Raw genomic sequence first — 13,309 nt, 5'->3', positions numbered from 1 at the left:
GCCGAGCAAACCAGGTCAGACCGGTGCCGGTGCGGAAGCGGACGACGTCCCGGCGGACGCCTCCGCGCCAAGGGGCAGGGCCACCCTGAACTCCGTACGGCCCGGCACGCTCTCCGCCTCGATCCGGCCGCCGTGGGCCGCGGTGATCGCCTGCGCGATGGCGAGGCCGAGGCCCGAGCCGCCGTCGGCCGCGGAGGCCCGGGACCGGGACGTGTCGGCGCGGGTGAAGCGCTCGAACACCCGGGGCAGCAGGGCGGCCGGGATGCCGGGGCCGTCGTCGCGCACCCGCAGGGTGCAGTACGCGTCGCCGGTCCCCACCGACACCGTCACCGTCGTGCCAACAGGCGTGTGCACACGCGCGTTGGCCAACAGGTTGACCACCACCTGCCGCAGTCGCGCCTCGTCGCCCGTGACGAGGGCGGGCGCGCCGAGCCGCAGTTGCAGCTGCCAGTCGTGGGTGTCGCCGGCCGCCGCCCGCGCGTCCCACACCGCCTCCGCCACCAGCGCCGCGACATCCACCTCCGCGGCCTCCAGGGGCCGCCCCTCGTCGAGCCGGGCGAGCAGCAGCAGATCCTCGACGAGCCCCGTCATCCGCGCCGACTCCGCCGACACCCGCCGCCAGGCGAGCGCCGGTTCGATCCGCTCGGTGCCGCGGTTCATCAGCTCCGCGTAACCGGCGATCGAGGCCAGCGGCGTACGCAGTTCATGGCTGGCGTCGGCCAGGAAGCGGCGCATGCGCTCCTCGCTGCGGCGGATCTCCTCCGCGCCGCGCTGGCGCTCCGCGAGCGAGGTCTCCACGTGGTCGATCATCCGGTTGAGCGCGGCGCCGACCTGCCCCGACTCGCTGCCGGGGTCGGTGTCGCGCTCGGGTACCCGGGTGAGCCCGGTGACCTCGCCGCGTCCCAGCGGGGACCGTGACACCTCGACGGCGGTGGCGGCGACCCGGCCGAGCGGGCGGAGCTGCCGCCGGATGACGACGGCGCAGACGCAGCCGGCGGCGACGAGCCCGGCCGCCGCGACCGCCGCCTCGGCCAGCACCATGCCGCCGATCATGTCCTGTACGTCGTCCATGGGCAGGCCGGTGAGGACGGGCCGCCCGCCGCTGCCGGCCAGCGCGGTGACCCGGTAGGTGCCGAGGCCGGGGACGGTACGGGTGTGCAGCGAGCCGTCGGTCGCCAGGCCGCCGAGCGCGGCGCGCTGTTCGGCGGTGAGGGCCCGCGGCCCGCCGGACGAGGACACCACGCTGGCGGCGAGTACGTCCCCGTCCTCGTCGAGCCGCGCGCCGATCGTGCCGGCGGCCTGTCCCTGCTCGCGCAGGAAGGTGAGGTCGGTCTCGATGCCGGGCCCCAGCCGGACGCCGCCCTGGCTGCGTTCGGCGGCGTCGGTGACCCGCTGGTCGAGGTCCCCGAAGAGGTAGGCGCGCTGGATGAAGACGGTGGTGAGGGCCATGGCCGCGCACACGGCCACGAGGGCGGCGCTGATGAAGACGAGCAGCCGCGTCCGCAGCGAGCGCCCTCGGGGCAGACACCACGGCGGGCGGCGGGAACCTTTCCAGGCGCTCATCTCCCGTCCTCCGGCGACCTGATGACGTATCCGAGTCCGCGCACGGTGTGGATCATGGGGGCGCGTCCGCGGTCGATCTTGCGGCGCAGGCCGGAGATGTAGACCTCCACCAGATTGCCGCCGCCGTCGAAGGAATCGCTCCACACGCGGTTGAGGATCTGCGCCTTGCTGAGCACCTGGCGCGGATGGTCGAGGAAGAGGCTGAGCAGCTCGAACTCCTTGGCGGTGAGCCGGACCGGGGCCCCGTCGCGGTGCACCTCCCGGGTGTCCTCGGTCAGCACCAGATCGCCGAGCACGCGGACGGCCCCGGTGTGTTCCGCGTGCGCGGCACCGGCCCGGCGCAGCAGCCCGCGCAGCCGCAGCACCACCTCCTGGAGGGAGAACGGCTTGGTGACGTAGTCGTCGGCGCCCGAGGCGAACCCGTCGATACGGTGTTCCAGCGCGTCCCGGGCGGTGAGCATGAGCACGGGCAGTTCGGGCTGCTCGTAGCGGAGGCGGCGCAGCACCTGGAGTCCGTCCAGGTCGGGCAGCATCCCGTCGAGGACGACGGCGTGCGGGGCGCAGCGGCGCGCGAGGCGCAGCGCGGTCTCCCCGTCGGGCGCCGGGTAGGGGCGCCAGCCCGCCTCCGTGACAGCCACGGAGAGCAGATCGGTGAGGCCGGGTTCGTCGTCGACGATCAGCACACGGACGCGTCCGGTGCGGGACCCAGAGGTGCCAGTCATGTACCGATCCTGTCCCGGCCCGCTGAGGGAATCCTGTGCTCCACCTGAGGGTCGGTGATGACCGGACCGGCGGTGCCGCCGGGGCAACGGCGGGGGCCGCACCCCCGTCACCGGGAGTGCGGCCCCAACTGCCTTGCCGTACCGCTTACTTGTGCTCAGTCGTGACTGCTCACTTGCGGATCAGGCTGCGCAGCACGTACTGCATGATGCCGCCGTTGCGGTAGTAGTCCGCCTCGCCGGGGGTGTCGATGCGGACGACCGCGTCGAACTCCACGCCGGTGTCGGTGGTGACCTTGACCGTGCGCGGGGTGGTGCCGTTGTTCAGCTCCTCGACGCCGGTGAAGGAGAAGGTCTCCTCGCCGGTCAGGCCGAGGGAGGACGCGGACTGGCCCTCCGGGAACTGGAGCGGCAGGACGCCCATGCCGATGAGGTTCGAGCGGTGGATGCGCTCGTACGACTCGGTGATGACGGCCTTGACGCCGAGCAGCGCGGTGCCCTTGGCAGCCCAGTCGCGGGACGAGCCGGAGCCGTACTCCTTGCCACCCAGGATGACGAGCGGGGTGCCCTGCTCGATGTAGTTGCGCGAGGCGTCGTAGATGAAGGAGACCGGTCCGCCGTCCTGCGTGAAGTCGCGGGTGTAGCCGCCCTCGGTGCCCGGCGCGAGCTGGTTGCGCAGCCGGATGTTGGCGAACGTGCCGCGGATCATGACCTCGTGGTTGCCGCGGCGCGAGCCGTAGCTGTTGAAGTCACGGCGCTCCACACCGTGCTCGGTGAGGTACTGGCCGGCCGGGGTGTCGGCCTTGATGGCGCCGGCGGGCGAGATGTGGTCGGTGGTGACCGAGTCGCCGAGCTTGGCCAGGACGCGGGCGCCGGAGATGTCCGAGACCGGCTCCGGGTCCATGCCCATGCCCTCGAAGTACGGGGGCTTGCGGACGTAGGTGGACTCGGCGTCCCACTCGAAGGTGTTGCCGGTCGGGATCGACAGCGCCTGCCACTGGGCGTCGCCCGCGAAGACGTCGGAGTAGGACTTGTTGAACATGTCCTCGCCGATGGCGTTCGCCACGACGTCGTTGACCTCGGCCTCGGAGGGCCAGATGTCCTTGAGGTAGACCGGGTTGCCGTCGGTGTCGGCACCGAGCGCCTCGGTGGTGATGTCCACCTTCATGGAGCCCGCGATGGCGTACGCGACGACCAGCGGCGGGGACGCCAGGTAGTTCATCTTGACGTCGGGGTTGATGCGGCCCTCGAAGTTCCGGTTGCCGGAGAGGACCGAGGTGACCGCGAGGTCGTGGTCGTTGACGGCCTTGGAGACCTCCTCCGGCAGCGGGCCGGAGTTGCCGATGCAGGTGGTGCAGCCGTAGCCGACGAGGTTGAAGCCGACCTTGTCCAGGTACGGGGTGAGACCGGCCTTGTCGAAGTAGTCGGTGACGACCTTCGAGCCCGGGGCGAGGGTGGTCTTGACCCACGGCTTGCGGGTCAGGCCCTTCTCCACGGCCTTCTTCGCGACGAGCGCGGCGGCGACCATGACGTACGGGTTCGAGGTGTTGGTGCAGGAGGTGATGGCGGCGACCGTCACGGCACCGTGGTCGAGCTCGTAGGTCGAGCCGTCGGGGGCGGTGACGGTGACCGGGTTGCTCGGCGCGCCGTTCGGGGCGACGGCCGGGGCGTCGGAGGCCGGGAAGGACTCCTTGCCCGCCTCGTCCACGTCGTCCACGTAGTTGCGGACGTCCTGGGCGAACTGCTGGGAAGCGTTGGCGAGGACGATGCGGTCCTGCGGGCGCTTCGGACCCGCGATCGACGGGACGACCGTGGAAAGGTCCAGCTCCAGCTTCTCGGAGAAGTCGGGCTCGGCGGCCGGGTCGAGCCAGAGGCCCTGCTCCTTGGCGTACGCCTCGACGAGCGCGACCTGCTGCTCGGAGCGGCCGGTGAGCTTGAGGTAGTTCAGGGTCTCGCCGTCGATCGGGAAGATCGCGGCGGTGGAGCCGAACTCCGGCGACATGTTGCCGATGGTGGCGCGGTTGGCGAGGCTCGTCGCCGCCACGCCCTCGCCGTAGAACTCGACGAACTTGCCGACGACGCCGTGCTTGCGCAGCATCTCGGTGATCGTGAGGACGAGGTCGGTGGCGGTCGTGCCCGGCTTCAGCTCGCCGGTCAGCTTGAAGCCGACGACGCGCGGGATGAGCATGGAGACCGGCTGGCCGAGCATCGCGGCCTCGGCCTCGATGCCGCCGACGCCCCAGCCGAGGACGCCGAGGCCGTTGACCATGGTGGTGTGCGAGTCGGTGCCGACCAGGGTGTCGGGGTACGCCTGGCCGTTGCGGACCATGACGGTGCGGGCCAGGTGCTCGATGTTGACCTGGTGGACGATGCCGGTGCCGGGCGGGACGACCTTGAAGTCGTCGAAGGCGGTCTGGCCCCAGCGCAGGAACTGGTAGCGCTCCTTGTTGCGGCCGTACTCCAGGTCGACGTTCTGCTTGAAGGCGTCGTTGGTGCCGAACTTGTCGGCGATGACGGAGTGGTCGATGACCATCTCGGCCGGGGAGAGCGGGTTGATCTTGTTCGGGTCGCCGCCGAGCTCCTTGACGGCCTCACGCATGGTGGCGAGGTCCACGACACAGGGCACGCCCGTGAAGTCCTGCATGATCACGCGGGCCGGCGTGAACTGGATCTCCCGCGACGGCTGGGCCTGGGAGTCCCAGTTGCCGAGCGCCCGGATGTGGTCGGCGGTGATGTTCGCGCCGTCCTCGGTGCGGAGGAGGTTCTCCAGCAGCACCTTCAGGCTGTACGGAAGGCGGGCCGAGCCCTCCACCTTGTCCAGCCGGAAGATCTCGTACGACTCGTCGCCCACCTGCAGCGTGCTGCGGGCGTCGAAGCTGTTCGCCGACACGACAGTCTCCTTCATATATGTGCGCGTACCCACCGCAATCCTGCCGCCACGACGATTGGCCGATCCGCTAAGGTAAGGCTAAGTTAGGTACACCTAACCCAGGGTGGCGGCTGCGGGGCGCCTTCGGCAGATATCTCGATGTCGAGATAACTCTAGTACATGCCCGTCGACTGGTCATGCCCGGGAGCCTCCGGGTCATGTCCGCGCGTCTTCGGGGTACGCGGTGTTCACCGGGAAATCACCCGGCGTGATCGCCACCAGGGGGGTACACCCATGCCACTCACGTTCCGCAAAAGCTTCCGCATCCTCCCCGGGGTGCGGCTGAACATCAACCGCCACTCGTGGTCCATCACCACCGGCGGCGGCAGCCACGGACCGCGTCACACGCACAGCAGCACCGGACGGCGCACCACGTCGATGGACCTGCCGGGGCCGTTCGGCTGGCGCAAGACGAGCACGGCGCGCAAGCGCCGCGGACACCGCGGCTGAGGGCACGCCACTTGGCCGGTACCGAGGGTTCGCCTCGTGGCCGGACTTGAGGGTTCCCCGCGTGGCCGGACTTGAAGGTTCCCCGCGTGGCCGGACTTGAGGGTTCGTCACCTGGCTGGACCCCTCGTGATGCGTGATCTCATATCTGAGATAGCCTCGGCCCCATGGCAGACGATTACCTCGTACGTATCGGCAAGCTCATCCGTGACGCCCGCCAGCATCGTGGCTGGACGCAGTCGCAGCTCGCCGAGGCTCTCGGCACCAGCCAGAGCGCCGTGAACCGCATCGAGCGCGGCAATCAAAACATCAGTCTTGAGATGATCGCCCGAATCGGTGAAGCCTTGGACAGCGAGATCGTCTCTCTGGGCTACGCGGGTCCCATGCACCTTCGCGTCGTCGGCGGACGCCGCCTCTCCGGCTCCATCGACGTCAAGACGAGCAAGAACGCGTGCGTGGCGCTGCTGTGCGCCACGCTGCTCAACAAGGGCCGCACGGTGCTGCGGCGGGTCGCCCGCATCGAGGAGGTCTACCGCCTCCTCGAAGTCCTCGGCTCCATCGGCGTACGCACCCGCTGGATCAACGACGGCGTGGACCTGGAGATCGTGCCCCCGGCCGATCTCGACATGGCCTCCATCGACGAGGAGGCGGCCCGCCGCACCCGCTCGATCATCATGTTCCTCGGCCCGCTGCTGCACCGCATGGACACCTTCAAGCTGCCGTACGCGGGCGGCTGCGACCTCGGCACCCGCACCATCGAGCCGCACATGATCGCGCTGCGCCGCTTCGGCCTGGACATCGCCGCGACCGAGGGCCTGTACCACGCCCAGGTCGACCGCTCGGTCACCCCCGGCCGCCCGATCGTGCTGACCGAGCGCGGCGACACGGTGACCGAGAACGCGCTGCTGGCCGCCGCCCGGCACGACGGCACGACGGTCATCCGCAACGCGTCCTCGAACTACATGGTCCAGGACCTCTGCTTCTTCCTCGAGGCCCTGGGCGTACGGGTCGAGGGCATCGGCACCACCACGCTCACCGTGCACGGCGTCCCGACGATCGACGTCGACGTGGACTACTCGCCCTCCGAGGACCCGGTCGAGGCGATGAGCCTGCTGGCCGCCGCGGTGGTCACCGAGTCCGAGCTGACGGTGTGCCGGGTGCCGATCGAGTTCCTGGAGATCGAGCTCGCGGTCCTGGAGGAGATGGGCCTCGACCACGACCGCACGGCGGAGTACTTCGCCGACAACGGCCGCACCCGTCTGGTGGACCTCACCGTGCGCCCCTCCAAGCTCGAAGCGCCGATCGACAAGATCCACCCCATGCCGTTCCCGGGCCTGAACATCGACAACGTCCCGTTCTTCGCGGCCATCGCGGCCTCCGCGCAGGGCAAGACGCTGATCCACGACTGGGTCTACGACAACCGCGCGATCTACCTGACCGACCTCAACCGCCTCGGCGGCCGCCTCCAGCTCCTCGACCCGCACCGCGTCCTGGTCGAGGGCCCGACCCGCTGGCGCGCCGCCGAGATGATGTGCCCGCCGGCCCTGCGCCCCGCCGTCGTCGTCCTCCTGGCCATGATGGCGGCCGAGGGCACCTCGGTCCTGCGCAACGTGTACGTCATCAACCGCGGCTACGAGGACCTGGCGGAACGCCTGAACACGATCGGGGCGCAGATCGAGATCTTCCGGGACATCTGAGGCCCGTCACGGCTCCCGACGCATGAAGGTCCAGGCGTCCTGGATCATCTCGTCCAGGTCTGGGCGACGCGGAGTCCAGCCCAACCGCTCCCGGGCGCGGGCGGAGGAGGCAATGAGTACCGCCGGATCGCCGGGGCGACGCGGCCCGACGACCGCGGGTACCGGGTGGCCGGTGACCTTACGAGCCGCTTCGACCACCTCCCGCACCGAGAAGCCGTTGCCGTTGCCGAGGTTGCAGACGAGGTGCTCCCCCCGCCTGGCGGCGTCGAGCGCGAGCACGTGGGCATCGGCGAGATCGGCGAGGTGGATGTAGTCGCGGACGCACGTTCCATCGGGGGTGGCGTAGTCGCCGCCGTGGATCGAGACGGCCTCGCGCCGCCCCTGCGCGACCTGGAGGACCAGGGGGATGAGGTGTGATTCGGGATCGTGGCGCTCGCCGTGGGAGCCGACGGCCCCCGCGACGTTGAAGTACCGCAGGGACACCGCGGCGAGACCGTGCGCGGCGCATTCCCCGGCGATCATGTGATCCGCGGCCAGCTTGGACGCCCCGTAGGGATTCACGGGAGCGGTGGGCGTGCTTTCGGATATCGCGCCGGCGGGCGGCTCTCCGTAGACGGCGCAGCTGGAGGAGAAGACGAGGGTGCGCACACCGGCCCGGCGCATGGCGCGGAGAAGCGCGAACGTACCGACGACGTTGTTGTCCCAGTACTTCTCGGGGTCCTTCATGGACTCCCCCACTTCGGCGAAGGCCGCGAAGTGGAGCACCGCGTGGTAGGTGCCGTCGAGTACTTCGGCGGCGTCCTGGATCCGGCCCTCGACGAACTCGGCACCGTCCGGTACGGCCTGCCGGAACCCTGTGGACAGATCGTCCAGCACAGTGACCGCGTGTCCGCGGTCGATCAGCCGTGCGGCGACGGTCGCCCCTATGTAGCCGGCACCTCCGGTCACGAGGATTCGCTTCGCTGCGCTGCTCACTGGTTGACGGCGCCTCTCAGTCGCGTCCCCGCGTCCGCGTCCCGGGGAAACCGGACGACCACTGCTTCCGCGGCCCCCTACACTGAGGAGGTGGTCGAGTTGTGACTCGTCAGTATCGCTGATGACTCCAAGTGATGTGACTGCCGTCACCGGCGTCCGTTCCGGGGCTCGCCTCAAGATGTTGAACTGACTGGGAAGGGTGTGTCGGCGTGACGCGCTATGGATCTCCACTACCGGAGAAGCCTTCGCTCGATGGACTGGAGTCGAAGTGGTCGCCGTACTGGAGTGACGCGGATGTATACCGCTTCAGCCGTCCGGGCAGCCGAGATGCCGTTTTCTCCATCGACACCCCTCCCCCGACGGTCAGCGGTTCCCTCCACGTGGGCCACGTCTTCAGCTACACCCACACCGATATCCTCGCCCGGTTCCAGCGGATGCGCGGCAAGCACGTTTTCTACCCCATGGGCTGGGACGACAACGGCCTGCCCACCGAGCGCCGCGTGCAGAACTACTACGGCGTGCGCTGCGACCCGTCGCTTCCGTACGACTCCGCGTTCACTCCGCCGACCCCCGTCTCCGAGCGGACCGGCAAGGCCAAGAAGGCTCCCGCGGTCAGCATTTCGCGCCAGAATTTCGTCGAGCTGTGCGAGAAGCTGACCGCCGAGGACGAGCTGGTCTTCGAAGAGCTGTGGCGCAAGCTCGGTCTGTCCGTCGACTGGTCGACGCAGTACACGACCATCGGCAAGGAGGCGCAGCGGGTCTCGCAGGCCGCGTTCCTCCGCTCGGTCGCGCGCGGCGAGGCGTACCAGTCCGAGGCGCCCACGATGTGGGACGTGACCTTCCAGACCGCGGTCGCCAACGCCGAAGTGGTCGAGAAGGAGGTCTCGGGCGCGTATCACAGGGTCGCCTTCAAACACGGTGACCAGGACGTCCACATCGAGACGACGCGCCCCGAGCTGCTGCCCGCCTGCGTGGCCCTGGTCGCCCACCCGGACGACGAGCGTTACCAGCCGCTCTTCGGCGAAGAGGTCGTCTCGCCCCTGTTCGGCGTCCGTGTCCCGGTCGTCGCGCACCATGCCGCCGATCCCGAGAAGGGCAGCGGCATCGCCATGATCTGCACCTTCGGCGACATGACCGACGTCATGTGGTGGCGCGAGTTCAAGTTCCCGACCCGCACGGTCATCGGACGTGACGGCCGGCTCCTGCCGCTGGACTTCAGCGAGCTGCCGAGCGAGGACGCCGGGAGCGCCCAGGAGCTCTACTCCAAGATCGTCGGCAAGACGGTGCACACCGCCCGGGAAATCCTGGTCGAGGAACTGCGCACCGCCGGCAGCCTGGTCGGTGACCTGCGACCCACTACCCGTGCGGTCAAGTTCTTCGAGAAGGGCGACCGGCCGCTGGAGATCGTCAGCAGTCGGCAGTGGTTCATCAAGACCGTCGAGCACCGCGACGAACTGCTCACCCGCGGCGCCGAGATCCAGTGGCACCCGGGGCACATGCAGTCGCGGTACAACGACTGGGTCAAGGGTCTGAACATCGACTGGCTGATCAGCAGGCAGCGGTTCTTCGGTGTGCCGTTCCCGCTGTGGTACCCGCTGGATGCGGCCGGCGAGCCAGACTACGCGAAGCCGATCGTTCCCGACGAGTCGATGCTGCCGATCGATCCGTCCAGCGACTGCCCGCCCGGTTTCACCGAGGACCAGCGGAACCAGCCGGACGGCTTCACGGGCGAGCCCGACGTCATGGACACCTGGGCGACCTCCTCGCTCAGCCCCCAGCTTGCCTGCGGATGGCTCACCGACCCCGAGCTGTTCGAGCAGGTGTACCCGATGGACCTGCGCCCCCAGGGCCACGACATCATCCGCACCTGGCTGTTCACGACGGTGGTGCGGTCCCACCTCGAGGCGGGCGTCACCCCCTGGAAGCACGCCGCGCTCTCGGGCTGGATCCTCGACCCGGACCGCAAGAAGATGTCCAAGTCGCAGGGGAACGTGGTCACCCCGGGTCACCTGCTGGACGAGTACGGTGCGGACGCGGTCCGTTACTGGGCCGCCAGCGGACGCCCGGGGACGGACACCGCCTTCGATCCCCAGCAGATGAAGATCGGTCGGCGGCTGGCGATGAAGCTGCTGAACGCGAGCAAGTTCGTGCTCTCACTGCCTGCCCCGAGCGCTGGTGCCCGGACGACCGATCCGCTCGACAAGGCGCTTCTGGCGAAGCTGACCGCGACCGTGAAGGACGCGACGGAGGCGCTGGAGGGCTTTGACTACACGTCGTCCCTGGACGCCATCGAGCGGTTCTTCTGGTTCTTCTGCGACTACTACGTGGAGCTCGTCAAGGAGCGTGCGTACGGCAAGGGGTCGGACGAGGGAGCCGAGTCCGCACGTGCCACGCTGCGGCAGGCGCTGGACATCGTCGCTCGGTTGTTCGCACCCGTGCTCCCCTACACGACCGAGGAGACGTGGTCGTGGACCCACGACTCCACCGTGCACCTGGCGACCTGGCCGACGGTCGACGAAATCGAGGAAGCCGCTGCCGGTGGTCGTCCTGACCTTGCCGACGCCGCCGCTTCGACGATCACCGTCATCCGCAAGGCCAAGTCCACTGCGAAGGTTTCGATGCGCGCGGAGGTCGCCCGAGCGGTGGTCCACGCCCCCGCCGCGGCGTTGGAGAACATGCGGATGGTGGCTTCGGACATTCAAGCGGCCGGTGTGGTCGCCGAGTTGGACCTTCGGGCCGACGACAGCACCGAGCTGACCGTGGACGTCGAACTGGCCCAGTAACCGGCCGGCGCAAGACACTCGTCCCCACTGTGGGCTCCATCACTCACGTGCTGGAGCCCACAGGTGTATTCGGATAACCGCAGGTCAAGGCGGGTTGAGGCAAGCGAGGCAGCACGTTGAGACATCTGTCGATCACTCTCGGCAGATGACCGATGATCAGTTATGGTGACTGGGTTCCGCGCACTGCTGAATGATTGACCAACGGGGGAATAGTGAAGAAAGCTGTCGTCACGGGCGGAGCGGGCTTCCTTGGGTCACACCTGTGTGAGCGTTTGTTGCAAGGCGGCTACGAAGTGCTCTGCCTCGACAACTTCCTTACCAGCACGCCAGACAACGTCTCGCATCTGACAGCCCACGAGTCCTTCCGGCTGGTCCGCACCGACGTCACGGACTACATCCACGTGGTGGGAGACGTGGACGCCGTACTGCACTTCGCGTCACCGGCGTCCCCGATCGACTATCTCCAACTGCCCATCGAGACCCTGAAGGTGGGCTCCATCGGGACCCATCACGCGCTGGGCCTGGCCAAGGAGAAAGGGGCCCGTTTCCTGCTGGCGTCCACCTCCGAGGTCTACGGCGATCCGCAGTCCCACCCCCAGTCCGAGGACTACTGGGGGCACGTCAACCCCGTCGGGCCGCGGGGCGTCTATGACGAAGCGAAACGTTTCGGCGAGGCGATGACCACGGCCTACAGGACGCACCACGGGGTCGACACGTCGATCGTCCGCATCTTCAACACCTTCGGTCCCCGGATGCGCGCCCATGACGGCCGGGCCATACCCACGTTCATCCGGCAGGCGCTGGCCGGCACCCCTCTCACCGTGTCGGGAGACGGCAACCAGACGCGGTCGGTGTGCTTCGTCGACGACCTGGTCGAGGGCATGGTCCGCCTGCTCGAATCGGGCAGCCACGGCCCCGTCAACCTGGGCAACCCGCATGAGATGACCGTGCTGGAGATCGCCAACGAAGTGCGACGGCTGACCCGTTCGGACTCTCCGATCGAGTTCGTCCCCAGGCCGCAGGACGACCCGACCGTTCGGCGCCCCGACATCGGCCTCGCCCGGGACCTTCTCGGCTGGGAACCGAAGGTGACCGTCGAGGAGGGGCTGCGGCGGACCATAGACTGGTTCCGTCAGGGCCATACCGAGGAAGCCGACGCGCCCGACCGGGCGACTGCCCGCTGACATGGGATGCGAGCCGATCTCACTGATCGACGACATCCGATCAGCCTCTCTTCAACTCAGTTCCCTGGGCAGGAAGTTGCTGGCCGAAAACCTTGAGGCCCTGGCCAGGACACTGGCCGGTCTCGCGGCTCGACACCACTTCGACGTCGTCGATCACAGCCTGTTCACCGAGTGGGCCACCGCCCGGCTGACCGGGTACACCGATGTCGTCGTACTCGACAAGCTGTTCACTCCCCCGCCCGGCGAGGGCGCTACCAGGTATCACGCTGTCCGTGCGCACCGACGCCTGGCGGCTCACGGACAGCTCGTCCTGGACATCGAGGGGCGGTTGGGGCGGTTGTCCGGTCTGCCCCTGGCGGATCCCGAAGTCCGAGTGGCCCTCGTCGACGACGCGGCTTACACTGGCGACACCCTCGTCGGGGTGCTGAACGGCCTCGCCCGGTCCGGCATCACCGTGGAACGTGTCCTCGTTGCGGTCGCGACCGAGCGTGCTCAAAAGCTGCTCGCCGCGCGGACCGATGCCGTGGCCGAGGTCTTCTTCCCCGGGCCGGTACGAGGTGATGTCATCCACGCCCGCGACGTCTACCCATGGCTCCCCCATTCGGGCAGGTCGGCCAAGGCGTCCGGCACACTGGCGCCGCCCCGCCGGATCGCCCCGCTCCTGCACCGGGACGGCGCGTGGCTGACCCACCCGGCGCTGGCCGCGTCACCGGCCCTGCGAACCCTGGCCGCATCCGCGGTGGACCGGCTGCACGGCCATCTCGGTCGCGAGCCGCTGGTCGCCGATGTCGCCCTGCTCGGCGGACACGTCGCGGTGCCTTTGCGGGACGTGGGTGACGTACCGAACACCCTGCCCCTGCGGCAGCTTCTGGGCGGCTTCGCCGTAACCGACTGACCGTCGGCCGGGCCACGGCAGACGTCCGTAGAACGACATTCAACCAGTGAGGGAGACCGTCATGAGATCAGCCTGCCTCCATACATTTTCCGAGCTCAGTTCCGGACGCATCCGGTA

The 13,309-nt window shown here is 68.9% G+C and carries 9 protein-coding genes; 5 read left to right on the top strand and 4 right to left on the bottom strand.

Annotated elements, in window-relative coordinates; all coding sequences use genetic code 11:
* Positions 1-15: 15 nt before the first annotated feature.
* From ACFV6E_RS08945 to acnA, 3 genes are all read right to left on the bottom strand, one after another.
* On the bottom strand, positions 16-1,563 hold the full coding sequence (locus ACFV6E_RS08945; protein ID WP_385460140.1) for a sensor histidine kinase: 1,548 nt from the start codon (positions 1,561-1,563) through the stop codon (positions 16-18).
* The gene (locus ACFV6E_RS08940; protein ID WP_385165678.1) at positions 1,560-2,285 is read right to left on the bottom strand and encodes a response regulator transcription factor; all 726 of its coding nucleotides are present in this window, start codon (positions 2,283-2,285) and stop codon (positions 1,560-1,562) included. The genes ACFV6E_RS08945 and ACFV6E_RS08940 overlap by 4 nt, the downstream gene beginning before the upstream one ends.
* Before the next feature lie 169 nt (positions 2,286-2,454).
* Positions 2,455-5,172: an aconitate hydratase AcnA gene (gene acnA, locus ACFV6E_RS08935; protein WP_385165676.1), complete on the bottom strand. Its 2,718-nt coding sequence runs from the start codon at positions 5,170-5,172 to the stop codon at positions 2,455-2,457.
* Between the two features lie 273 nt (positions 5,173-5,445).
* On the opposite strand from acnA, the gene ACFV6E_RS08930 reads away from it, so the two are divergent.
* Both ACFV6E_RS08930 and ACFV6E_RS08925 read left to right on the top strand, forming a co-directional pair.
* The gene (locus tag ACFV6E_RS08930; protein WP_385165675.1) at positions 5,446-5,661 is read left to right on the top strand and encodes a DUF4236 domain-containing protein; all 216 of its coding nucleotides are present in this window, start codon (positions 5,446-5,448) and stop codon (positions 5,659-5,661) included.
* Positions 5,662-5,825: 164 nt separating this feature from the next.
* A complete protein-coding gene (locus ACFV6E_RS08925) occupies positions 5,826-7,355 on the top strand; it encodes a helix-turn-helix domain-containing protein (RefSeq protein ID WP_385165673.1) in 1,530 nt (509 codons plus the stop codon).
* A 6-nt stretch (positions 7,356-7,361) separates the two neighbouring features.
* On the opposite strand, the gene galE is transcribed toward ACFV6E_RS08925, so the two are convergent.
* Positions 7,362-8,330 carry a UDP-glucose 4-epimerase GalE gene (gene galE / locus ACFV6E_RS08920; protein WP_385460138.1) on the bottom strand — a complete coding sequence of 323 codons (969 nt, stop codon included), beginning with the start codon at positions 8,328-8,330 and terminating at the stop codon, positions 7,362-7,364.
* A 209-nt stretch (positions 8,331-8,539) separates the two neighbouring features.
* Between galE and valS the strand changes: the two genes are divergently transcribed.
* The 3 genes from valS to ACFV6E_RS08905 all read left to right on the top strand — a co-directional run bounded on the left by valS (position 8,540) and on the right by ACFV6E_RS08905 (position 13,192).
* The gene (gene valS, locus ACFV6E_RS08915) at positions 8,540-11,113 is read left to right on the top strand and encodes a valine--tRNA ligase (RefSeq protein WP_385165671.1); all 2,574 of its coding nucleotides are present in this window, start codon (positions 8,540-8,542) and stop codon (positions 11,111-11,113) included.
* A 209-nt stretch (positions 11,114-11,322) separates the two neighbouring features.
* Positions 11,323-12,297, top strand: a complete 975-nt coding sequence (locus ACFV6E_RS08910) for a UDP-glucuronic acid decarboxylase family protein (RefSeq protein WP_385165699.1) — start codon at positions 11,323-11,325, stop codon at positions 12,295-12,297.
* Between the two features lie 76 nt (positions 12,298-12,373).
* Positions 12,374-13,192: a hypothetical protein gene (locus tag ACFV6E_RS08905; protein ID WP_385165669.1), complete on the top strand. Its 819-nt coding sequence runs from the start codon at positions 12,374-12,376 to the stop codon at positions 13,190-13,192.
* Positions 13,193-13,309 lie beyond the last annotated feature (117 nt).

Origin of the sequence: Streptomyces sp. NPDC059785, assembly GCF_042732375.1 — a bacterium.
In the GTDB taxonomy this organism is placed as follows: domain Bacteria; phylum Actinomycetota; class Actinomycetes; order Streptomycetales; family Streptomycetaceae; genus Streptomyces.
Note: the sequence above shows the minus strand (reverse complement) of the source record. Positions and strands in the feature narration are given on the sequence as shown.